The 22,030-nt window shown below is 65.7% G+C and carries 18 protein-coding genes; 11 read left to right on the top strand and 7 right to left on the bottom strand.

From position 1 onward, the window contains the following. The first annotated feature begins 9 nt into the window (after positions 1–9). Genes QA645_RS34355 through QA645_RS34345 form a run of 3 tightly spaced genes read left to right on the top strand, consistent with a single transcriptional unit; the run spans position 10 to position 3,357 of the window. Positions 10–1,329 carry an MFS transporter gene (locus tag QA645_RS34355; protein ID WP_283045658.1) on the top strand — a complete coding sequence of 440 codons (1,320 nt, stop codon included), beginning with the start codon at positions 10–12 and terminating at the stop codon, positions 1,327–1,329. A gap of 10 nt (positions 1,330–1,339) precedes the next feature. Beyond that, positions 1,340–2,950, top strand: a complete 1,611-nt coding sequence (locus QA645_RS34350; RefSeq protein WP_283045657.1) for a D-aminoacylase — start codon at positions 1,340–1,342, stop codon at positions 2,948–2,950. Between the two features lie 23 nt (positions 2,951–2,973). Further along, positions 2,974–3,357: a RidA family protein gene (locus QA645_RS34345; protein ID WP_209968996.1), complete on the top strand. Its 384-nt coding sequence runs from the start codon at positions 2,974–2,976 to the stop codon at positions 3,355–3,357. A gap of 263 nt (positions 3,358–3,620) precedes the next feature. On the opposite strand, the gene QA645_RS34340 is transcribed toward QA645_RS34345, so the two are convergent. The 6 genes from QA645_RS34340 to QA645_RS34315 form a co-directional block, all read right to left on the bottom strand. After that, positions 3,621–5,888: a TonB-dependent receptor gene (locus QA645_RS34340; RefSeq protein ID WP_283045656.1), complete on the bottom strand. Its 2,268-nt coding sequence runs from the start codon at positions 5,886–5,888 to the stop codon at positions 3,621–3,623. A 148-nt stretch (positions 5,889–6,036) separates the two neighbouring features. After that, on the bottom strand, positions 6,037–6,435 hold the full coding sequence (locus tag QA645_RS34335; protein ID WP_283045655.1) for a DUF2946 domain-containing protein: 399 nt from the start codon (positions 6,433–6,435) through the stop codon (positions 6,037–6,039). A 139-nt stretch (positions 6,436–6,574) separates the two neighbouring features. Continuing rightward, complete coding sequence (locus tag QA645_RS34330; protein ID WP_283045654.1) at positions 6,575–8,638, bottom strand: hypothetical protein; 2,064 nt, start codon at positions 8,636–8,638, stop codon at positions 6,575–6,577. A gap of 7 nt (positions 8,639–8,645) precedes the next feature. After that, positions 8,646–11,459 carry a DUF4159 domain-containing protein gene (locus QA645_RS34325; protein ID WP_283045653.1) on the bottom strand — a complete coding sequence of 938 codons (2,814 nt, stop codon included), beginning with the start codon at positions 11,457–11,459 and terminating at the stop codon, positions 8,646–8,648. Then, a complete protein-coding gene (locus QA645_RS34320; protein ID WP_283045652.1) occupies positions 11,456–12,400 on the bottom strand; it encodes a DUF58 domain-containing protein in 945 nt (314 codons plus the stop codon). The genes QA645_RS34325 and QA645_RS34320 overlap by 4 nt, the downstream gene beginning before the upstream one ends. Then, positions 12,400–13,398, bottom strand: coding sequence for a MoxR family ATPase (locus QA645_RS34315; RefSeq protein WP_254129298.1), 999 nt, complete (start codon positions 13,396–13,398; stop codon positions 12,400–12,402). The genes QA645_RS34320 and QA645_RS34315 overlap by 1 nt, the downstream gene beginning before the upstream one ends. A gap of 267 nt (positions 13,399–13,665) precedes the next feature. On the opposite strand from QA645_RS34315, the gene QA645_RS34310 reads away from it, so the two are divergent. The 7 genes from QA645_RS34310 (at position 13,666) to QA645_RS34280 (ending at position 19,420) form a co-directional block, all read left to right on the top strand. Then, on the top strand, positions 13,666–14,277 hold the full coding sequence (locus tag QA645_RS34310; RefSeq protein WP_283045651.1) for a DUF1285 domain-containing protein: 612 nt from the start codon (positions 13,666–13,668) through the stop codon (positions 14,275–14,277). Beyond that, complete coding sequence (locus QA645_RS34305; protein WP_254129300.1) at positions 14,274–14,954, top strand: CoA pyrophosphatase; 681 nt, start codon at positions 14,274–14,276, stop codon at positions 14,952–14,954. The genes QA645_RS34310 and QA645_RS34305 overlap by 4 nt, the downstream gene beginning before the upstream one ends. Beyond that, complete coding sequence (locus QA645_RS34300; protein WP_283045650.1) at positions 14,951–15,214, top strand: DUF6111 family protein; 264 nt, start codon at positions 14,951–14,953, stop codon at positions 15,212–15,214. Before QA645_RS34305 ends, QA645_RS34300 begins: the two co-directional genes overlap by 4 nt. A 22-nt stretch (positions 15,215–15,236) precedes the next feature. Further along, the gene (locus QA645_RS34295; RefSeq protein WP_283045649.1) at positions 15,237–16,493 is read left to right on the top strand and encodes a CCA tRNA nucleotidyltransferase; all 1,257 of its coding nucleotides are present in this window, start codon (positions 15,237–15,239) and stop codon (positions 16,491–16,493) included. Then, on the top strand, positions 16,490–17,260 hold the full coding sequence (locus QA645_RS34290; RefSeq protein WP_283045648.1) for a sulfite exporter TauE/SafE family protein: 771 nt from the start codon (positions 16,490–16,492) through the stop codon (positions 17,258–17,260). The genes QA645_RS34295 and QA645_RS34290 overlap by 4 nt, the downstream gene beginning before the upstream one ends. A 183-nt stretch (positions 17,261–17,443) precedes the next feature. Continuing rightward, a complete protein-coding gene (locus QA645_RS34285) occupies positions 17,444–18,922 on the top strand; it encodes a DUF1254 domain-containing protein (RefSeq protein WP_283045647.1) in 1,479 nt (492 codons plus the stop codon). Between the two features lie 234 nt (positions 18,923–19,156). Then, a complete protein-coding gene (locus QA645_RS34280) occupies positions 19,157–19,420 on the top strand; it encodes a hypothetical protein (RefSeq protein ID WP_254129306.1) in 264 nt (87 codons plus the stop codon). A 60-nt stretch (positions 19,421–19,480) separates the two neighbouring features. On the opposite strand, the gene QA645_RS34275 is transcribed toward QA645_RS34280, so the two are convergent. Next, positions 19,481–20,263 carry an outer membrane beta-barrel protein gene (locus QA645_RS34275; RefSeq protein ID WP_283045646.1) on the bottom strand — a complete coding sequence of 261 codons (783 nt, stop codon included), beginning with the start codon at positions 20,261–20,263 and terminating at the stop codon, positions 19,481–19,483. 279 nt (positions 20,264–20,542) lie between these two features. Between QA645_RS34275 and QA645_RS34270 the strand changes: the two genes are divergently transcribed. Then, positions 20,543–21,394, top strand: coding sequence for a tetratricopeptide repeat protein (locus tag QA645_RS34270; protein ID WP_283045645.1), 852 nt, complete (start codon positions 20,543–20,545; stop codon positions 21,392–21,394). Positions 21,395–22,030: the final 636 nt, after the last annotated feature.

Here is a 22,030-nt window from a genome sequence, read left to right as displayed (position 1 = left end):
GGATTCAACATGGCGAATGCAGGACAACAGGTACCCGGACGACGCTGGCTGATCGGTTGTCTGCTCGGCGTAGGAATTCTCATCAACTACATCGATCGCGTTGGCCTCTCGGCCGCGACGCCCGCGCTCACCAAGGAGCTCGGCCTCACCGCCACCGACATCGGCCTGCTCGGCAGCGCGTTCTTCTGGACCTATTCGCTGCTGCAGGTCCCCGGCGGCATGGTGCTCGATCGCTTCGGCGTCACCAAGGTCGGCCGCGGCTCGAGCTTCCTCTGGGCGGTTGCCGCCACCATCACCGCGCTCGCCAGCGGACTTTACGGAATCTTCGCCGCGCGTCTGTTGCTCGGCGTCGCCGAAGCGCCGGCGTTTCCGGCGAGCCAGAAGGCGACCGGCCACTGGTTTCCGCTCGACGAACGCGCGCGCTCGACCGCGATCTTCGATTCCGCGGCCAAATTCTCCAACGTGATCGGCGTGCCGCTGGTCGCCTACGTGATCTTTCTCTACGGCTGGCGCTGGGGTTTTGGCGTCACCGCGCTGCTGAGCTTTGCGTATTTCATCGCCTACTACATCATCTACCGAAATCCGAGCGAGGATCCGAAGCTCACCAAGGCGGAGCATGACTACATCGTCGCCGGTGGCGGCACGCCGGAAGGCCCGGCCACCGCGGGACAGAGCCGCATGCTCGGTTATCTCCTGCGCAACCGCAAGGTTTGGGGCCTCACCATCGGCTTCTCCGCCTATGGCTACACCTTCTATCTCTTCCTCACCTGGCTGCCGGGCTATCTCGCCCAGACCATGCATATGAACCTGATGTCGGCCGCGGGCTATTCGACGATTCCCTGGATCTTCGCGACGTTGTCCGACCTCCTGATCGGCGGGTTCCTGGTGGATCATCTGATCGCGCGTGGTTACGACTCGACGCGGGTGCGCCAGTCCGTGATCATCATCGGCATGCTGATGGGGCTTGCCGTGATCGGCGCCGCCTTCACCGTGCAGCCGGGCTGGGCGCTGTTGTGGCTGTCGATCGCGATCTCCGGCCTGTCGGCCGCGGCGCCGGTCGGGTCCTCGATCGTGTCGCTGATCGCGCCCAAGGGCGGCGCGGGAAGTGTCGGCGGCATTGTCAACTTCACCAACAATATGATGGGCGTGCTCGCGCCGATCGTCACCGGCATCGTGGTCGACTGGACACAATCGTTTGCCGGTGCCTTCATGATCGCTGGCGTCGTGCTGCTGATCGGTATCTTCTTCTATGTCGTGGTGCTCGGCCGGATCGAGTCGATTCCGGATTTCGAAGAGGCGTCGCCGGCAGGCGCCGTGCCTGTTCACTGAGGAGAGGGGCATGCCCCAGAATCTTGACAGCAAGGACACGCTGATCCGCAACGCCCGGGTGATCGACGGCACCGGCGCGCCGTGGTTCGAGGCCGATTTGCGCATCAGCGATGGCCGCATCGCGGCGATCGGCGCCTCGTTGCCGGCGGACGAGGCCGACATCATCGACGCGCGCGGATGCTATCTCGCGCCGGGCTTCATCGATGCGCATTGCCACGACGACCTGATCTGCCTGCGCGAGCCTGACAGGCCCGAGAAGACGTTGCAGGGCGTGACCACGCTCGTCGTCGGCAATTGCTGCTTCTCGCTCTATCCGGCGACCGCAGGCTCCGCCGAACTGCTGCGGCTGCACTTCTCGGGTCTCGCCGGTGAAACCCGTCCGGACGAAGTGTTCGGCAGTTTCGACGGCTACCGGCAGGCCCTGGAAGGGCCGGGCGTGGCGCTCAACCTCGTCTCGCTGGTCGGACATGCTGCGATCCGCCTCGCTGTGCTCGGTTACGAGCGCCGCGCGGCGACGGCATCGGAGATCGCGGCGATGCAGGCGCTGCTGGCGCAGCAACTCGCCCAGGGTGCGGCCGGCCTGTCGCTCGGCCTCGTCTATCCGCCGAGCGCCTTTGCCGACACCAATGAACTGAACGCGCTGGCGGAGACGGTGCGCGCTCACGGCAAGCTGCTGACCGCACACATCCGCAGCTATGAAGCGGGTCTGCTGCAATCCATCGACGAGTTCATCGCGATCCTGCGCGCCTCCGGCGCGGCGGGGCTGCTGTCGCATCTGCAATCGGCGGGCAAGCCGAACTGGGGCGCGATTCCCAAGGCGCTCGACCGGCTCGAGGCGGCGCGCGCGGAGGGGATCGATATCTCCTTCGACATGTATCCGTATCCGGCCGGCAGTTCCTACATGCTGCAATTGCTGCCGCCGGCCGCGCTCGAAGGCGGCATCGACGCGCTGCGCGAGCGACTGCGCGATTCCGCGAAGCGCGAGGCGCTGCGCGTGCTGGTGGAGGAGGGCGATCCCGATCCGCATGCCGCGCAGTCCAAGATCGTGCTGATCGGCTGGCACAATGTGCGCATCTCCGGTACCGGCAACCCCGCGCTGAAGCCACTCGAGGGCAAGTCGATGGTCGATGCCGCGCGCGAGCTCGGCATCTCGCCGTTCGATCTCATGGTCCGCTGCATCGAGGAGGATCAGGGCCAGACCGGCATCATCATGTTCCAGCTCGATGAGGCCGATTTGCGCGCGGCCTTCACCCATCGCCTGCACATGGTCGGCTCCGACGGCATTCCGCGCCCGGGCACCAAGCCGCATCCGCGCGCCTATGGCAGTTTCCCGCGCGTCGCCGGCCGCCTGACGCGCGAGCAGGGCTGGCTGACGCTGGAAGATGCCGTGCGGCGAATGACGGCGATGCCCGCCCAGCGCTTCGGCCTGTCCGACCGCGGCATCCTGCGGCCGGGCATGGTCGCGGATCTCACGCTGTTCGACGAGACCATCATGGACAAGGCGACGTTCGAGACTCCGACGGAAATGCCCGCAGGCATCCGTTCGGTTTTCGTCGCCGGCAAGGCCGTGGTCACGGACGGACGCAGCACCTTCGCGCGGCCAGGCCGGGCCCTGACGTAATCGCTACACACAGGACGAGACCAATGACGCTGAAACGATACGGCGCGGCCGGCGGCACCGGCACCGGCGGCCAGCACCTTCCTTTTGCCCGCGCGGTCGAGGCCGATGGCTGGCTCTACGTGTCGGGGCAGACGCCGATGGAGAACGGCGAGGTGATCGAGGGCGGCATCATCCCGCAATCGCACAAGGCGATCCGCAACATGCTCGCGATCCTGACCGAGGCCGGCTACGAGCCCAAGGATGTCGTGCGTTGCGGCGTCTGGCTCGACGATCCCCGGGACTTTCAAAGCTTCAACAAGGTCTTCGCCGAATATTTCGGCGCCAATCCTCCGGCGCGGGCCTGCGTGGTGTCGAGCATGGTGGTGGATTGCAAGGTGGAGATCGACTGCGTCGCCTATCGCAGGTGAAGCTGCTCCTGCTGCGTCCGCTGGGCTAGATCGGGATGAGCCTTGGTTGAATCGATGCGCGCCAGGCGTTCACCTCTCCCGAAGGGAGAGGTCGGATCGCATTGAAAATGCGATCCGGGTGAGGGGTTACAGTCTTGCCGATCGCTGCACCCCCTCACCCGGATTGCTCAGGCGCGCAATTGCGCGCCAAAGCAATCCGACCTCTCCCCGTTGGGGAGAGGTGGGCTTCCGAGCAAGCCGAACTAACCTAATCTCATCACGGTCTAGAACCGCTGCGACATGCCGACATAGAAGCCGCGCCGCGGTCCGTATTGCGGGGCGAACACGCCGATGCCGGAGCCGTCGCGGATCTGGTAGATCGTGTCGAACGCATTGACCACGTCGAAGCGCACCGTTGTCGGCTTGTTCGGTGCGATGATGTTGAAGTCGTGCGACAGGCCGAAATTCACCTGCGTGTAGCCGGGCAGGTGATCGGTGTTGGCAAAGCCCGAGCGTAGGCCGCTGCCATAGATCATCGACACGCTGTAACGCGTGCCCTCCCAGAGATAGGAGGCGCCGGCCGATCCCGACAGCATCTGGGCGTGGTCGGTGTAGATGTAGTGGCCCGCGATGTAGGCGAGTTCGTCCGCACCGAACAGATATTGGTTCGAGACGACGTTGCTCGCGATCTGCTTGGCCCAGGCGAGGTTGGCGTAGGCGCTGAAATTGCCGTTGCGGTAGGTCGACTTCAGTTCGACGCCGACGTTCTCGGCGTGATCGTAGTTGAAACCGCTCAGCACATAGGCCGCGCCGAACTGGCCGTCGTCGAGCAGGTCGCGCGCCTTCTTGTAGTAGGCGTCGGCGCCGACCTCCAGGCCCGGGATCGCGTAGATCTTCTGCGTCACGCCGACGTCGAACACGTGCGCACGCTCCGGCAGCACCGGACTGTTCTGCGCCACTTCTGGCGTCAACGTGTTCGCGGGCGCGCCGGGCGGCGTCACCAGCGCGAGATTGACCGGGGCCGCGATCACCTGCGAGGGCGGGGTGAAGGTGCGCGCGTAGCCGGCGTGGAACGTGGTGCCCTCGAACGGCTTCCAGGTCAGGCTGACGCGCGGGCTGAGCTGGTTCGCATCGACATATTGGTACATCTGGTCGAAGCGCAGGCCGGCGTTGAGGGTCAGATTGTTGGTGATCTTCCACTCATCTTGGACATAGGTCCCGATCAGCCAGCCGGTCTTGGCGCTGGAATCGAACACCGAGAACGGCGCGTCGTTCGTTCCCGCGGTCGGGTCGGTGGGATCGGCCAGCGGCAGCACGGTTGATCCGCTGTTGACCAGCGTCCGCTCCGCGCTCACCGAGAGGCCGAAGCGCAACGTGTGCGCATAGCCGATGCGCCAGGCGGTGTCCTGCTGGATGCCGTTGACCACGCTCTGGCGATAGACGTCCGAGGAGACGCCGTTGAACACGAGATCGCCGATCGGGTCGGGATAGAAGTGCAGCTGGCTGTAGCGATTGAAATACGAGGTCTGCGTGTCGAACTCGCCATTCGAGGTCTGGTAGGAGACGACGTTGAACTGGTTGAACTCGTTCTGGTGCTCGTTCAGCCGGGACGAGTCGAAATTCGAGACGCCGAACGCCGTGTTGGCAGGCGTCTGCCCGGGGTTGTTCGGAATCTGGAACGTCGCATTCGACACGCCGCTCATGAAGGTGAGGCGGCTGTTCGGATCGATCATCGTCGAGAGATAGAGAAATCCCTTCTCCTGGTTGGTGCGGTCGTGGATCGCATTGACCGACGGGGTCGGGTTCTCGATGCCGAGATTGTTCTGCAGGAAGCGTCCCGACAGGAAATACTGCGTCTGTCCGACGGTCCCGCCATATTCCACGTTGGTCGAGATGGTGCCGTTGCTGCCGCCATAGACACCGACGACGCCGGAATTGTTGAAGGCATCGGCCTTGGTGGAGATGTCGAGCACGCCGGCGGTGCGCTGGCCGTATTGCGCCGGTAGCGCACCGGTGAGCAGGCTCATGCTGCCGACGATGCCGGTGTCGAGGATCTGCCCGAACGCGCCGACGCCGTCGGGAAGCATGACGCCGTTGATGCGGTATTGCAGGTTGGCGTGCTCGTTGCGGACGTGCAGGTCGCCGCTCGCCGCCGAATCCTGGGTGACGCCGGGGAATTGCAGCAGCACCTTGTCGAGCGAGGCGTTGGTGCCCTGCGGCAGGGCCTCGATCGCCTGGCGCGTGAGCGTGTGGGCGGTGGCGCCGCCGGGCGGAAGCACGCTCTGGCGCGCCGCGTCCATCCTGTCGCTCTGCCCCTCGACCGCCGCCGGCGCTTCCGTCTGCGGCTTTGCCTGCGAATTTGTACGTCGCCTGTCGACGGCGACCCGAACCTTGGGACGGCGCGGCGCCTGCGTCTGCTTGGGCGCATCGACCTCGACGCTGGGCAGCGTCGCGACGGGAGCCGTCGTCTGCGCCATGGCGCCGCCGCCAGGGTGAAACAGCGTGAGTGCGGCGAGGCTCGAGCCCGCCAATATTGCTTTTGAAGACACCATTGTCCTGATTTCCGATCGCGCACCGCCGCGCTCATTCGGAGCACTTGCAGGCGGCACGCGCCGTCGACACGCGACGGATCAATTTCGATAGCCTTGCGGAATCGGCGCGACGCGCGGCCGATGTCGAAGGCAGCTCAATCGATGGGGATCAGGAGGCGGGAGGAGCGCGTGGCTGGAACGCGTGGCTTGCCGATTCCAGATGGATGAATTCGGCATCGGTGGTGCGGTAGAGCAGCTCGACCGCCTGCGGCAGCAACAGCAAGGGCGGCGTCGCGAACGTGACCGTGCCGGCCATCGCGACCAGCGCGCAGATCGCGCAATTGTCGTCGCCCGGCGGTTCGCGATCGGGATTTGCCGGGGACTGCTTCTGGATCGCCGCGCGATCGGTCGATGCGATCGTCTTGGCGCTGTCGGCCAGTTGGCCTTGCGCAAGCGGCGCGGCCTGCGCGAACCAGTGGCTGTGACCGAAGGTCAGCGCGAACTGCACCAGCATCGCGAACAACGCGAGCCGAGCGCCGTGCCTGATATTCGACCGGAACCACTTCATCTGAAAACGCCACCCCGCATCGCGAGGCGCCAACCGGGCGTCGCGATGTTATATTGTAACATCGCCCGATCGGTCAGCGGATGTCAACCGCCGCGGCAACGGCCCAGGCGGACCGTCGCTAAATGTGTCGTTCGGGCAACTAGCGCCCCTCGCGCACCCAGGTCGCGGCAAACGCGCCGAGCAGCAAGAGCAGGCCGATCAGGCCGGCGAAGATCGGCAGCACGCCGACGCCCTTGACGACGCTGGCGTCGCGCATTCGCACGCCCATCCAGCCGTCGCCGGCAAAGGTGCTGGTCGAGCGCACCGGGACGATGCGCGGCAGCTCGACGCTGCCGCCATCCGCGATCCGCACCGCGCTGCCGCCGGTCGCCTGCGTCAGCGGCTTCAACGTGTCGGTGGTGGAGGTGACTTCCGAAAACTCCTTCGGATTGGTCGGTCCGACATTGATCAGCGCCTTCAGCGTGCCGTCGGTCGCAGCCCACAGGCCGAGCTCGCTCGCGGGAAGGCTCGCGCGCCATTCGCCGGGGTCGCCGGGGCTGAGCGTCAGATCGCGCGAGACGCCGGAGGGCGAGGTCACGCTCACCGGCTGCACGCTATCAGCCATGGTCTGGCGTACCACGACGAGATCCTTGCCCTGCACCTGGAGACGCAGCGCTTCCTCGTCGAGGTCCGGCTGCTTCATCAGCCAGTGCGACATCCGCCGGAGCAGATCGAGATGCGGACCGCCGCCCTCGTAGCCACGCGCCCACAGCCAGATGTGGTCGGACAGCAGCAACGCGACGCGGCCCTCGCCGAAGCGCGACAGGAACAAGAGCGGCTTGCCGTCCGCGCCCGTCATCACCGGCGGGTTGACCGAATTGCGGGTCTCGACGGTGCGGAAGAAGCGGCTCCAGTGCGGCGGCTCGAAGGCCGAACCTTCCAGCCCGCGCGTGACGGGATGGCGTTTGCCGATGTCGGAGAGATGCGCATAGAACGGCTTCTCGGTGACGCCGACCGGTTCTGCCGGCAGCACCGTGTCGAGCGGCGTGCGCCAGATGCTGGTGGTCGAGGCGTAGTCCGGTCCGGCCGACACCAGCACGGCGCCGCCGGCGCGCACATAGCGCGCGATGTTGTCGAAATAGGCGATCGGCAGCACGCCCTGGCGGGCGTAGCGATCGAAGATGATCAGCTGGAATTCGTTGATGTGCTGCTGGAACAGCTCGCGGGTCGGAAACGCGATCAGCGACAATTCGTTGATCGGCGTGCCGTCCTGCTTCTCCGGCGGACGCAGAATGGTGAAATGCACGAGGTCGACGCTGGCGTCGGACTTCAACAGGTTACGCCAGGTGCGCTCGCCGGAATGCGGCTCGCCGGACACCAGGAGCACGCGCAGCTTGTCGCGCACGCCGTCGATGGCGACGACGGCGCGATTGTTCACCGGCGTCAGTTCGCGCTCGAGCGGCGAGGCCTCGATCTCGACGATGTTCGGCCCGGCATGCTTGATCTCGACGTCGACGCTGGCGCTCTGGCCGCTTGCGAGCGTGCGCTCGTTGATGACCTCGCCGTCGCGGCGGACCGTGACCTTGGCGCGCTCGCCGGTAACGCCCTGATCGTCCAGCTTGTAGGTGATGGTCTGGTTCTGGCCGACGATGCCGAAGCGCGGCGCCGCTGTGATCGCGATGCGGCGATCGCGCTCGTCCTTCTGCCCGGTGACCAGCGCCTGCACCGGCGCCTGGAAGCCGAGCGCGGCTGCGTTGGCCGGGATGTCGTGCACGCGGCCGTCGGTGATCAGGAACGCGCCGGCGACGCGGTCGACCGGCACGTCCGACAGCGCGGAGGCCAGCGCGCCGAACAGTTTTGTGCCGTCGGTCTCGCCGTCGGCCTGGCCGGCTTCGACGACGCGCACTTCGAGTCCCTTGATCTTCTTCAGGCTGTCGACCAGCGCTTCCTGCGCCTTCGCGGCCTCCTGGTTGCGCTTGCCGAAATTCTGGCTCGGGCTCTTGTCGACGACGACGGCGGCGACCGAGGTGAGCGGATCGCGGTCCTCGCGCGTGAAGGAGGGATTGGCGAGCGCCAGCAGGAACAGCGCCAGCGCAGCCACGCGCACGGCGGCGCCGCGCGCCCGCGCCACGAACAGAACGAGCGCGATGACGACGATAGCGGCGAGCGCGATCCAGAGGACGATCGCGGGAACCAGCGGCGTGAAGGCGATGCCGTAATTCATCTCTATCCTATTGGCCGAGACGTTCGATCAGGGCCGGTGCGTGCACCTGGTCGGCCTTGTAGTTGCCGGTCAGCGTGTACATCACGATGTTGACGCCGGCGCGGTAGGCGAATTCGCGCTGGCGCGGTTCGCCCGGCGTCAGCGGCAGCATCGGCTGGCCGTCGGGACGGAGTGCCCAGGCGCCCGCGAGGTCGTTGGAGGTGATGATGATCGGCGAGACGCCGTCACCGCCGCGTGCGGGGCGCTGCGCGCTCTCGTCGTCGTCCTCGCGCGGCAGCGCTTCGACCCAGGTCTGGCCCGAGTTGAAGCGGCCGGGGAAGTCGCGCAGCAGGTAGAAGGTTTTTGTCAGCACATGCTCGCGCGGCACCGGCTCGAGCTCGGGCACGTCGAGCGAGGACAGGATCTCGCGCAGCGACTGCATGCCCGGCGTCTGCGAGGCGCCGTTCTCGCCGGGCGGCGCTTCGACCGCATCGCGGGTGTCGAAGATCACGGTGCCGCCCTGCTTCATGTAGGCGTCGATCTTGTTGATGGCGTCCTGCGGCGGTTTCGGCGCGCCCGGCACGATCGGCCAGTAGATCAGCGGAAAGAAGGCGAGCTCGTCGCGCGCGGGATCGACGCCGACGGGGTCGCCGGCCTCGAGCGCGGTGCGCTGCGCCAGGAACAGCGTCAGGCCCGACATGCCGGCCTTGACGATGGAATCGACGTCGGCATTGCCGGTGACGACATAGGCGAGGCGGGTCTGCGAGGTCGACTTCATCGCGAAATCGTCCGATGCGCTGTCGGCGCGCAACGGCGTCGGCGACAGCACCGCGATGCCGGCGAGCATGACGCCAAGCAGGATCACGGCAGGCGCAGCGCGGCGACGCAGCAGTGCGGCGAGGCCGCCGCCGAGCAGCGCCACGATGATGGCGTCGACCAGGAACAGCGCCAGCGCCGTCGACAGCAGCCATCCGCGCAAGTCGCGCGGCTCGGCGTTGGTGTAGGTGGCGTGCCGGGCGCGCAGGCCCGCGGTATTGAGAGCTGCGATGCGGTCGGCGGCTGCGAGCGTGTTCACGGCGAGCGGTCCTTCTGCCGGACCGTAGAAGCCGGGCGGATGGTCCGGCGTGGCGCGGTCGCGATAATCAGCCGTCAGCGGCTTGGCGGTGGCCGGCGGCGGCCCGAAGGCGCCGAAGCCGTCGAGCAGATGCAGCGGGGCCAGCGTCTCGGCGGTCGCCTCGGCGGCAACGCCCGCGCCGGGTTTGGCGGTGTAGCCGGACATGTCGACGACACGCCGGAGCATTTCGACGAAGGTGCCGGACATCGGCAGATCCGACCAGCGCATGTCGGCGCTGACATGGAACAGGCTGACGATGCCCTTGCCGCGATGCTCGCCGGTCACGAGCGGCGTGCCGTCTTCGAGCGAGGCCCAGCTCTTGGTGGCGAGCACGGCGTCGGGCTCGGCCAGCACCTGCCGGCTCACCGTGACATCCTTGGGCACGACGACGCCGGTGAACGGACCGTCGGCCGCGAACGCGGCGAGATGCTGCGGCTTTTCCCAGGTCAGGCTGCCGCCGAGCGTGCGGCCGCCCTTGCGCAGCTTGACCGGAACCAGATCGTCCTCGGCCTGCGCCAGCCTGGGGCCGGCGAACCGCACCAGCACGCCGCCCTGGGCGATCCAGGCGTTGAGGCGCTCGCGCAATTCCGGCGCGATGGTGCCGACATCGGCCAGGATGATCATCGGCAGCTTCTGGTCCAAAAATTGTGTGATGCCCTGCTGCGGCGAGCCTTTGTCGGCGAGCCGCACGTCGGCGAACGGCGCCAGCGCACGCGTCAGGTAGAAGGTCGGCGCCAGCAGCGGCTGGGCAGTCTCGCTGCTTGCGCCCGAGACGATGCCGATGGCGCGCCGCCGCCAGCGCTTGTCGAGCAGCTGCACCGCACCGGCCGAACGCTCGCCCGAAATCTCGAGCCGCGAGATGTCGTTGCGCAATTCGACCGGCAGGTCGAACGCGGCTTCGACTTCCTTGTCCTGTGGTCCGAAGGTGAAGCGCGCCTCGCCGATCGGCGAGGCCTTCTGGTCCAGCGCCCGCACGGTGCCGGCGGCGATGCCGCCGTCGGTGCGAAGCACCTTCACCGTCATCTTCGCCGCCGCGTTTTCCGCCGCGACCAATGCCAGCGGGGAGGAGGTGCCGCCCTCGAACACCGTCAAGCTGCGATCCCCGATGGTCTTGCCGAGCCCGGCGACGAACTCTTCGCCGCGGCCCGTGTCGACGCCGTCGGAAAGCCAGGCGATCTCGCAGTCACCGGTCGCTTTCAGGAAACGATCGACCGCGGTGAGGGTTTCAACGCGCTCGATCGAATAGGGCTTTGGCACGATCTGCCGCAGCGCAACGCGCGCCGCACCCGCCGGCATCAGCGTGATGTCGCGGTTCGGCTCGGACAACGACACCAGCGCGATCGCGCGGCGGTCGTTGTCGGCGTTCGCAATCAGCTCGTCGGCGGCCCGGATCCGCGTGTCCCAATTCGATGCGGCGCTCCAGCCGTCGTCGAGCATGATCATCAGCGGCGCCTTGCTGGCGGCAAGGCCGGTCTGCGGATTCCAGATCGGGCCGGCGGCGGCGAAGATCACCAAAGCTGCGGCGAGCAGCCGCAGGGCGGTCAGCCACCACGGCGTCCGCGACGGCGTCTCTTCGCGTGGCGCGATGTCGAACAACAGGCGCGTCGGCGGAAACTCGATGCGGCGCGGCCGCGGCGGCATCACGCGCAGCAGCCACCACAGCACCGGCAGGCTGATGAGGCCGATCAGGAGCAGCGGTTCGGTGAAGGCGAGCGGCAATCCCATCATGCGGCTGGCCCCGCCTTGATCGAATGGGTGCGGGCGCCCGACTTGCTCACCTGCATGCCGGCATGGAGGAACAGCAGGAGCTCGGCAGCCGAGCGGTCGGTCGCATGCGTCGTGAACAGCCAGTCGAGCTTGTTGGTCTCGGCGCGGATCTGGTCGCGATGCAGCGCCAGCCGCGTGGTGTAATCCTCCGCCCAGCTCTCGGCGCGGCCGGCGGTGATCACGCCGAAACCTTCCGGCTCGACGAACTCGACGCGGCCCGAATAGGGGAAGCTTTCCTCGGCGGGATCGACGATCTGCACCAGCGTGCCATGCGCGCCGGAGCCGGAGAGCCCCGCGAGCGTCGTCCTGATCTCCGCGATCGGCGACCAGAAATCCGACAGCAAGATGGTTTCGGCGAGTGCGGCGGGAACAAAGGACGGCGGCAGGCTGAGCCGGTCGGCATCGTCATGCAGCATGGCCTGCGCCATCTTGTCGATGACGCTGCGGCTCGCGGTCGGTGCCATCAACCCGGGAATGCCGACGCGCTCGCCGCCCGCGACCAGCAGCTCGGCCAGCGCGAAGGCCACGATCAGCGTGCGCTCCAATTTGGATTCACGCGCGGTCTTCGAGGCAAACGCCATCGACGGCGACCGGTCAGGCCAGATCCAGACCGTGTGCGAGGCTTCCCACTCGAGCTCGCGGACATAGAGATGATCGTCACGCGCCGAACGGCGCCAGTCGACATTCTGCGACGGCTCGCCCGACACGAAGCGGCGGTATTGCCAGAAGTTTTCGCCGGAACCCGCGCGGCGCCTTCCATGCAGGCCGTGGATGACGTTGGCGGCGATGCGGCGGGCCTCAAGCACCAGGCGCGGCAGCGAAGCGGCGAGCGTACGGCTTTCGCCATCGGCACGTCGGATCGCGATGATCTCCTTTGTTGTGTGCCCGGTCTCTGCGGCCATCAACCGATCCGTGTTTTCAATTGCTTGATCACGTCCGGAATCGTGCGCCCCTCGGCGCGCGCCTGGAACGTCAATGCCATGCGGTGCTTCAAAATGGGTTCAGCGAGGTCGAGCACGTCGTCGACCGAAGGCGCGAGACGTCCATCGATCAGCGCGCGGGCGCGCACGGCGAGCATCAGCGACTGGCTGGCGCGCGGGCCGGGGCCCCAGGCGATGAACTTGCCGGCCTCGCCGCTGTCCGGACCCGGACGGGCCGAGCGCACCAGCGACAGGATGGCTTCAACCACGGAATCGCCGACCGGCAGGCGGCGCACCAGCCGCTGCGCGGTGATCAGCGCATCCGCCGTCAATGACGCCTTTGCCAGCGTCTCCTCGGCACCGGTGGTCTCGAACAGGATCCGGCGTTCGGCATCGCGATCGGGATAATCGACGTCGATCTCCATCAGGAAGCGGTCGAGCTGCGCTTCGGGCAGCGGATAGGTGCCTTCCTGCTCCAGCGGGTTTTGCGTCGCGAGCACGTGGAACGGTTTCGGCAGATCGTGGCGCGCGCCGGCGACGGTGATGTGCTGCTCCTGCATCGCCTGCAGCAGCGCCGATTGCGTGCGCGGGCTGGCGCGGTTGATCTCGTCGGCCATCAGGAGCTGCGCGAACACCGGACCGGAGATGAAGCGGAACGAGCGTTTTCCCGCCGTGCTCTCGTCGAGCACTTCGGCGCCGAGAATGTCCGACGGCATCAGGTCGGGCGTGAACTGGATGCGCTTGGCATCGAGACCGAGCGTGACGCCGAGCGTCTCGACCAGCTTGGTCTTGGCGAGGCCGGGCACGCCGATCAAAAGCGCGTGGCCGCCGGAGAGGATGGTGACCAGCGTGTTCTCGATCACGCGATCCTGGCCGAAAATCACGGATGCGATCGCGTCCTTTGCCGCGCGCACCTGGCTCGACACCTGCTCGGCCGAACGGACGATGCCGTCTTCGAGTTTCTCGACACTTTCCGCCATCCGTTAGCTCCTTAAGCCTGCCACGCGGCCATCTTGCGTCGTCATTTCGCGTCGTGTTGGGCCCCATGCTAGACTTGCAGGAAGGCCATGTATTCGTTGAATTAACCTATCCCCACCTTATCGGCTTAGGGTTATGTAGGGCATCACGAAGTGGCGACCTCCACACCGGACTAATGCGGGGGTGGAACCGCGCACCGATTTACAACGTAGACCTGCACCAATCGTGCCAAACGACATCCGTGCGAAATGACAAAGTCAGGGCAAACCATGGCGAACCAAGGGCAGAGCGCCGATCGCGGTCTTGAGGGGCTCACTGCCGCCGCCAAAAGTGCTGCCGGTGCCGAAGGCGCCAAAAAGGGCCTGCCTCCGGTGCATCTGTGGAATCCGCCGTTTTGCGGCGATCTCGACATCCGAATCGCCTCCGATGGTACTTGGTTCTACATGGGCACGCCAATCGGCCGTCACGCGCTGGTCCGCCTGTTCTCCACCATCCTCAAACGCGAGGGCGACAAGCATTTCCTCGTCACGCCGGTGGAGAAGGTCGGTATCCGCGTCGACGACGCGCCGTTCATGGCGGTCGAGATGCTGAAGGCCGGCGAGGAAAGCCATCGCCTGCTGAGCTTCCGTACCAATGTCGACGACTGGGTCACCTGCGATGCCGCGCACCGGCTGCGGTTCGAGCAGGCCAGGGATGGCGGCCTGACGCCCTATCTCCACGTCCGCGCCGATCTTTGGGCCAAGGTCACCCGCGCGCTCTACTACGATCTGGTTGACATGGGCGAGGAGCGGATGGTCGATGGCCAGCCGATGTTCGGCGTCGAGTCGGCCGGCGAATTCTTCGCCATGGCCGATGCGGAGCAGGTGAGGGCCGCGCTTTGAACAAGCCTATCTCCAAAAGCGAGAAGAGCGAGCCCGTCGCTTTCCGTGGAACGGATTTCTTTGCGCGCACCAGGGCGAGGCTCGGCTTCGACGTTCCGCCGGGCCTGTTCGATCCCAACATCGTTCCGGCCTCCGGCGATCCCGGCACCGACAAGATGCTCGAGATCGTCGCGCGCGAGCAGCCGGTGCGTCCCGCAGCCGTGCTGATCGCGGTTGTCGACCATCCCGAGCCGACCATCCTGCTGACGCAGCGTTCGGCCAATCTCAACGACCACGCCGGCCAGATCGCCTTTCCCGGCGGCAAGATCGATGCGACCGATTCCTCGCCGCTCGACGCTGCGCTGCGCGAGGCCGAGGAGGAGGTCGGGCTGTCCAGAGATTTCGTCGAGCCGATCGGCTATCTCGATCTCTATGGCACCGCGTTCGGCTTCCGCATCCTGCCGACGGTCGCCCGGGTGCGGCCGGGATTTCAGTTGACGATCAACCATTCCGAGGTTGATGACGCATTCGAAGTGCCGCTATCCTTCCTGATGAATCCGGCGAACCACCAGGTGCACAGCAAGGAATTCCGCGGCATGGAGCGGTTTTACTATGCGATGCCGTTTGCGGAGCGCTACATCTGGGGTGCGACGGCCGGAATGCTGCGTGTGCTGTATGAGCGGATCTATTCGTCATGATCCGGCCGGTTCTGACCGAGATCGGAATCTTCCTCATCCCCTTTGCCGTCTATGCGCTGTTCCTGGCCGCCACGCGGTCCGGCCTGTTCGTGCAATCGTCCTGGCCGATCACCGTCGTCGCGCGCCAGGTGCTGGCGGCGCTGGTGCTCGTCATCGCCGGGCTGATTGGGTTAGCGCATTTCTCCGGCGCCGCACCGAACTCGACCTACATCCCCGCCCATATCGAGAACGGCAAGCTCGTGCCGGGCAGGGACAGCTGAATGGAAAGATAAGGGCCGGACGATGAGCGCGGAGCCCATACTTGCTGGTGCGCCCTGGCTGACCTCGGGCGGGACGGCGCGCGTCCTGCACCTGCTCAATGCCGATGGCGAGGAAGCGCGCGTGGTCGGCGGCACCGTCCGCAACGCGCTGCTCGGCCTGCCGCCGGGCGACACCGATATTGCGACCACGGCGCGCCCCGAGGAGGTGGTCCGGCGCGCGAAAGCTGCCGGCATCAAGAGCGTGCCGACCGGCATCGACCACGGCACCGTCACGCTGGTCATCGACGGCACACCTTACGAAGTCACGACGCTGCGCGAGGACACCGAAACTTTCGGCCGCAAGGCCAGGGTCGTCTTCGGCCGCGACTGGGTCAAGGACGCCGAGCGGCGCGATTTTACGATGAACGGCCTGTCGGTCGACGCGCACGGCGTGGTCTACGACTATGTCGGCGGCATCGCGGATGCCAAAGCACGGCGCGTGCGCTTCATTGGCGCGCCCGACCAGCGCATCGCCGAGGATTATTTGCGCATCCTGCGCTTCTTCCGCATCCATGCCGCGTTCGGCGCCGGCGATCCCGATCGCGACGGCTACCTCGCCTGCATCCGTGGCCGCGGCGGCCTTGCCACGCTCTCGGCCGAGCGCGTGCGCATGGAGATGCTGAAATTGCTGGTGGCGGGCGGCGCATCCGCGGCCGTGCTTGCGATGGCCGATGCCGGCTTGCTGCCAGCGATGATCGGCGGCGTTGTCTATACCGGGCCGCTGACGGCGATGATCGCGATCGAGCAGGAGCTGCGCTTGCCGGCCAGCGTCACACGGCGTCTGGCGGCGCTGACGGTGGCCGTCACCGAAGACGCCAAGCGCGTCGCGACGCGCTTGCGGCTCTCTAACGCCGAAGCCAAGGCGCTGGATTCGATGGGCCATCGCTGGTGGCGCTTGCCGACCAAGGGCGAAGCCAATGCGCGGCGGCTGGTGTATCGGCTGGGACCCGAGCGCTATCACGATCGTGTGTTGCTGGCCTGGGCGCGGGGCGGCGGCGACGTGAATTCGTCGCGCTGGCGCGAGCTCGCCGAGCTGCCGCAACGCTGGACTGCGCCGAAATTCCCGCTGAAAGCCGCCGACTTCATCGCGCGCGGCATGGCCGAGGGACCTGCGCTCGGACATGTGTTGACACTTGCCGAGGACGCTTGGCTTGCGGCGGACTTTCCACTAGAGGAAGCCGCACTCGCTGCCATCGCCGATCAAGCTGCGGCACGCATCAGCCGCGATGAGAGAACGTGACCATCGTTTCAGGCTTCGCCGACATCTCGATATTTCAGCTCTTGCTGGTCGCGTTGATGGCGTTGTTTGCTTCGATCATCGGTGGTCTCGCCGGCTACGGCACCGGCGCGTTGATGCCGCTGGTGCTGGTGCCACTGGTCGGTGCCGAGCCCGTGGTGCCGATCATTGCGATCTCCGCGCTCTTCACCAATTCCAGCCGTGCGGTCGCCTATCTCCGCTATGCCGATCGCCGCCGTGCGCTGATCGTGCTGGCCTGCGCGGCGCTGACCACTGCGCTCGGCGCCTACGGCTACACGCGCCTCACCAATGCCGGCGCGGCACTCGTGATCGGCACCATGCTGATCCTCAGCGTGCCGCTGCGCCGCGTGCTGCGTCGCCGCCAGGTCAAGATCGGCGACACCGGCCTTGCCGCGGGATCGGTCGGTTACGGCGTTCTCGTCGGAGGCACGTCGGGCTCCGGCGTGATCCTGCTCTCGCTCTTGATGGCCGCAGGCCTCGAAGGCGCCGCCGTGATCGCGACCGATGCGATGATCTCGCTCGGCACCGGTCTGATCAAGATCTCGGTGTTCGGCCTCGCCGGCGCCGTCACCGCGCAGGTGCTCGCCTTCGCGCTGCTGATCGGCGGCATCGCCATTCCCGGCGCGTTCCTCGCAAAAGCTTTCGTCGAGCGGATGCCGGTGCACATCCACACCGCGATCCTCGATGTCGCCGTGATCACCGGTGGGCTGGTCATGATCTCGGCTGCGGCAAAACAGCTCATCGCGTAGACGACCCGACGACATCGGCGCGCGTGCCGCACCGTCATCGGCGGTTCGTGCGCCGGCGCGGATGTTCCTTGATCTAAATCAAGCGGTGCTCCGGCGGTCCCATCCCAAGCTGCATGCCTGGCCGCTGCCGACCTCGCGTTCGAACGGGACGTGCTGCACGTGCGGCCAAGCAGGAGATGCATCATGACGTGCTCACGCAACGCAGAAACCACCCGCACCTTGTTGAGAGCGGCATCGGTTGCAGCCGCCTTCGCGGTTTCGGCGGCAGGTTCGGTCGCGACGACAACGGCGCATGCGCAGCAATCCTCAGCCCCGGCGGCCCAATCGACATCCGCCGAGGATACGCTGACGATCGCGCAGGAAGCCTATGTCTATCTTTATCCCATGATCCTGATGGACCTGACGCGCAAGCAACTCACCAATCTCGACCCCAAGACCAATCCGCTTGGCGGGCCGGCCAATGCCTTCACGCATATCCGCGCGTTTCCGACAGCCGACATGCGGACCGTGGTGCGCCCAAACTTCGATACGCTCTATTCCAGTGCCTGGCTCGATCTGACCGGCGGCCCCATGGTCGTCTCGACGGCTGATACCGGCGGACGCTACTTCCTGCTGCCGATGCTCGACATGTGGACCGATGTCTTCGCCGTCCCGGGCAAGCGAACGAACGGCACCGGCGCTGCCAGCTTTGCCCTCGTGCCGCCCGGCTGGGCCGGAACGCTGCCGCCGGACGTCGAACGCATCAACGCGCCGACGTCCTATGTCTGGATCATCGGCCGCACCCAGACCAACGGCGTGAAGGACTACGACGCCGTCCACAAGATCCAGGACGGCTACAAGATCACGGCTCTGGCCGATTGGGGGAAAGCGCCGTCCAAGGTCGCGCAGAAGATCGATCCGTCGGTCGACACCAAGACCGAGCCGTTGAGGATGGTCGCCGAGATGCCGGCAGCCGAGTTTTTCAAATATGGCGCCGAACTGATGAAGCAGAACCCGCCGCACATGACGGACTGGTCTAACCTCGCGCGCATGAAGCGCATCGGGATCGAGCCCGGGACGTTCGATAGCACCAAGGCCAGCCCGGACGTTCTCGCACAAGGTGCTGCTGCCGGCTTGAAACGCATGTACGACAAGGCACCGACGTTGGCTCGCGTCACCAATGGCTGGCAGATGAACACCGACACGATGGGTGTGTATGGCGACTTCTATCTCAAGCGCGCCATCGTTGCGCTCGTAGGCCTCGGAGCCAATCAGCCGGAAGATGCGATCTACCCCCTCAATGTCGCCGATGCGGCGGGCAAGCCGGTGACGGCGGAGAAAAAGTATGTCCTGCACTTCGACAAGGATGAACTGCCGCCGGTCAGCGCGTTCTGGTCGCTGACGATGTACGACGAAGAGGGCTACCAGGTTGCCAACCCGATCAACCGCTTCGCCATCGGCGACCGCGACGCGCTCGCATACAATACCGACGGCTCGCTCGACCTTTACGTCCAGAACGAGACCCCGGGAGCAGACAAGGAGGCGAACTGGCTGCCAGCGCCGAAGAGCGGGAAACTTGGATTGACGCTGCGTCTTTACGGACCGAGGCCGCAGGCGATCGACGGACGCTGGAACCCTCCGGCCATCGAGCAGGCCGCAGGCGGAACGATCGGCCGCAAGTAGGAAAATTCCGAGGTAGATCGGATGGCCAATGGCACGGAGTGCTGCCTGTAGCGCATTGTGACGTGCCTGGCCTGGTGAAAGCCCGTCAGTCCAGCAAATTGGCCTCAGCTCGGGCAGCCCCGGAGTTGGGGCCGATTTTTGTTGGCAATTGGCAGTGGGAATGGGCCATCGGCCATGGTGTCAGGAAAGATCTGCCCGAACAAAATTCCAGCGCGAGGCCTGGGAGGACAACCAATGTTCTGGGTATTTTGGGACACGATGCTCAAGCGCGTTCGTATCCACCACCCGGAATGCGTCGCGTGCCGAAATGGCCAGGGAATGGAGCAGGGCAGTATCCGCGTTGGCCGCGGCAGCACTTACTTCTGGGAGGAGTTTCCCAGCTATCCGGAGGCCCGCCGGAAAACGGAGCAGCTTCGCCGAGCGGGCATGATGGCTCAAGGCTGCCGCGTCAATTGCAGCCTCTGCCATCCCGAACGTCCGACCAAGGATTCGGCTTAGGGTGCATCAGGCACGCCCCGGCGTGCGGCGACGACGACGACGACGACGTCCCCTGCGTCTCTAGAAATTGTAGTTCAGGCCGACGCGCACCAGATTGCCGTTGTTGCGAAATCTGTACGTGATCGTGTTGTTCGCATCGCCCGGAATCGGCGCGTAATCCAGGGTGAGGTTCTGTCTGCCAAGATCGTAGTAGAGGTATTCGACCTTGGCCCTCCAATTGCTGGCAAATGCGTATTCCAGGCCGCCGCCCGCGGTCCAGCCGACGCGAACCGACGACGAGCTGGCGCTGATCTGGACTGGGCCCGCACCGTTCGGCACGCCAATGGTATAGATGCTGTCATCGACCTTTCCATAGGCCAGGCCGCCGGTTGCAAACGCGAGCAACCTGTTGTTCAGGGTCGTGAACCCGAGGCGACCGCGTACGGTCCCAAGCCAGCCGAGCTTCTGTGTCGCGGATTCGGTATTGGGGTCGATGATGCCGCCGCCGATGAAAGGGGTCGCCGGGTATACGCGCGTATCGGTCTTGTTCAGTCCGCTGTAGTTGATATCGGCTTCGAGACCCGCGACCCAATTCGACCCGAACTGGAAATTGTAGCCAGCCTGAACGCCGCCGGTGAAAGCGGTATCGCGGACGTCGAAGCTCGGAAACTGGCCAACGGCCTGGCGCCCGGGAAAGTCAACGCCGGTGGTCGTGAATGACACGGGGTCGGCCCGTCTGTCGTTCCAGATGACGCCGACGTTGCCGCCCAGGTAGAACCCGGACCAGCTGTAGGCGACCGGTGCCGCAGGCGGCGCCTTGTACACGGGCGCGAGGTCGGCCGCGTTGGCCGAACCGGTGATCACAATCGTTGCGACAGCAACTGGAACCCACGCACGCACAGACCATCTCCCGTTAGCCCGCGAGCATATCTAACCACAGCCGCGAGACGACGCCTGTGCACTTCGGGCAACACCCCGTGAAATAGCGACGAATTAAGTTGCAAAATCAAAGTTCCACGAGGTCATCGTTAACGAACCATCTGGGCGCCGCCGCCGACCAAGAAAGCGGGAGCAGCGCCCAAGGGAACGGCTAACGGCCGTCCCGGCTCCTCCCGTCGATTGCGGAAGCCACATGTGATGCAGATGCGGTCCACACGATACCGGTTGTTTCCATGGCTGACCGTGCTGGCTCTCGCAGGCTTACCTGCGGTGGCTGTCGCGGACGACGCGGACACCTGCGCAAGGCAATCAGGCGACGCCGCCATCGCGGCATGCTCCCGCGCCATTGCGTCGGGCGATTTCAGGGGCGAGGAGCTTGCGAAAATCTACCTGAACCGCGGCGTTGAATATAAAAACAAGAGCGACCTTGACCGCGCCATCGCCGACTACAGCGAGGCGATCCGGGCCGATCCCAACCGCGCCGCTGCCTATTTCAACCGCGGCAACGCCCGGCAGGACAAGCGCGACTTCGATCGCGCCGCCGCCGACTACAGCGAGGTCATCCGGCTCGATCCCGGCTACGTCAAGGCCTACAACAACCGCGGCGTGACCTGGTCGGAGAGGGGGGCGGCCGACCGCGCCATCGCCGATTACAACGAGGCGATCAGGCTCGATGCGAACTACGTCGAAGCCTACAACAACCGCGGCAATGCCTGGATCACCAAGGGGGACCGCGATCGCGCCATCGGCGACTACGATTCCGCGCTCCGCCTCAATCCGAAATATGTCGAAGCCTATGACAACCGCGGCGATGCTTTCCTGGCCAAGGGCGACCTCGACAGCGCCATCGCCGACTACGGCGAAGCGATCCGGCTCAATCCGAGATTTGCCAAATCCTATTACAACCGCGGCGTGGCGCGGGAGAAGAAGCGCAGTCTCGTCGAGGCCGTGTCCGACTTCGAAGCTTATGCGCAACTCGTTCCGTCCGACCCGGATGGCCCGAACTCCCTGGCGCGCGTCAAGACGGAATTGAGCGCGATGACGGGGCGGCGCTGACGGCTTGATGGCTGGGAGTGGCCGACGCGCACACAGCCGCCACTCCGTCCGACCTGTGCTGATGATCCGATGCGGGCATTCCGCATGGCTCGAAATCCTCAAGCCATGCGGTCTTGTGTCCTGGTCAGAGCTGCCAGGCGTAGACTAGCGGCGGCCCCATTGCTGGCTTTCGGCGATGCGCTTTTCGCCGGGCAACTTGCCCCCGGCCAGCAGGCTGGTGCAAAGCCACCGGGATTCTCTCGGTTGCGCGCCAAGGAAACCCTTGGTCTCTACGCACTCCGCATAAGTGTTGTAGCTGAGCGTGTCTGTGCACGTTGGCGAGAACAGACTGTTGTCACCCCCTCCGGGATTATTGCTACATCCGACCCAGGGGGCGTTGCCGACCGGGAAACTTGTTTCGCAACCACCGTTGCAGCTGCGGGCCGCTCTCTCCAGCTTGGCAAGCCTCGCCAACGGTGAGCCCGGCGCGAACGACGCCGTTTGACCGGTTGCCGAGCCTGGTGCCCGGTGGTGGGTTCTCGCGGTCGTTGGCCCCTGCCGCGGCACAACAGTCGATCTTGCCTTAGGCGCTTCGACGGAAACGGCGGGAAGCGAAGAGTTCGGTGTGGGTTGAGACCATGCCGTGCCTGATGTGCT

Source organism: Bradyrhizobium sp. CIAT3101, from assembly GCF_029714945.1.
GTDB lineage: Bacteria > Pseudomonadota > Alphaproteobacteria > Rhizobiales > Xanthobacteraceae > Bradyrhizobium.
This window is presented reverse-complemented; position numbering and strand designations above follow the sequence as displayed.

Excerpts from the sequence above, each read along its gene's own strand:
- QA645_RS34325 (WP_283045653.1), bottom strand. The coding sequence starts at position 11,459 with ATGATGGGATTGCCGCTCGCCTTCACCGAACCGCTGCTCCTGATCGGC.
- QA645_RS34330 (WP_283045654.1), bottom strand. The coding sequence starts at position 8,638 with ATGAATTACGGCATCGCCTTCACGCCGCTGGTTCCCGCGATCGTCCTC.
- QA645_RS34355 (WP_283045658.1), top strand. The coding sequence starts at position 10 with ATGGCGAATGCAGGACAACAGGTACCCGGACGACGCTGGCTGATCGGT.
- QA645_RS34310 (WP_283045651.1), top strand. The coding sequence starts at position 13,666 with ATGGCGAACCAAGGGCAGAGCGCCGATCGCGGTCTTGAGGGGCTCACT.
- QA645_RS34270 (WP_283045645.1), top strand. The coding sequence starts at position 20,543 with ATGCGGTCCACACGATACCGGTTGTTTCCATGGCTGACCGTGCTGGCT.
- QA645_RS34340 (WP_283045656.1), bottom strand. The coding sequence starts at position 5,888 with ATGGTGTCTTCAAAAGCAATATTGGCGGGCTCGAGCCTCGCCGCACTC.
- QA645_RS34315 (WP_254129298.1), bottom strand. The coding sequence starts at position 13,398 with ATGGCGGAAAGTGTCGAGAAACTCGAAGACGGCATCGTCCGTTCGGCC.
- QA645_RS34285 (WP_283045647.1), top strand. The coding sequence starts at position 17,444 with ATGACGTGCTCACGCAACGCAGAAACCACCCGCACCTTGTTGAGAGCG.
- QA645_RS34280 (WP_254129306.1), top strand. The coding sequence starts at position 19,157 with ATGTTCTGGGTATTTTGGGACACGATGCTCAAGCGCGTTCGTATCCAC.
- QA645_RS34335 (WP_283045655.1), bottom strand. The coding sequence starts at position 6,435 with ATGAAGTGGTTCCGGTCGAATATCAGGCACGGCGCTCGGCTCGCGTTG.
- QA645_RS34350 (WP_283045657.1), top strand. The coding sequence starts at position 1,340 with ATGCCCCAGAATCTTGACAGCAAGGACACGCTGATCCGCAACGCCCGG.
- QA645_RS34295 (WP_283045649.1), top strand. The coding sequence starts at position 15,237 with ATGAGCGCGGAGCCCATACTTGCTGGTGCGCCCTGGCTGACCTCGGGC.
- QA645_RS34300 (WP_283045650.1), top strand. The coding sequence starts at position 14,951 with ATGATCCGGCCGGTTCTGACCGAGATCGGAATCTTCCTCATCCCCTTT.
- QA645_RS34345 (WP_209968996.1), top strand. The coding sequence starts at position 2,974 with ATGACGCTGAAACGATACGGCGCGGCCGGCGGCACCGGCACCGGCGGC.
- QA645_RS34320 (WP_283045652.1), bottom strand. The coding sequence starts at position 12,400 with ATGGCCGCAGAGACCGGGCACACAACAAAGGAGATCATCGCGATCCGA.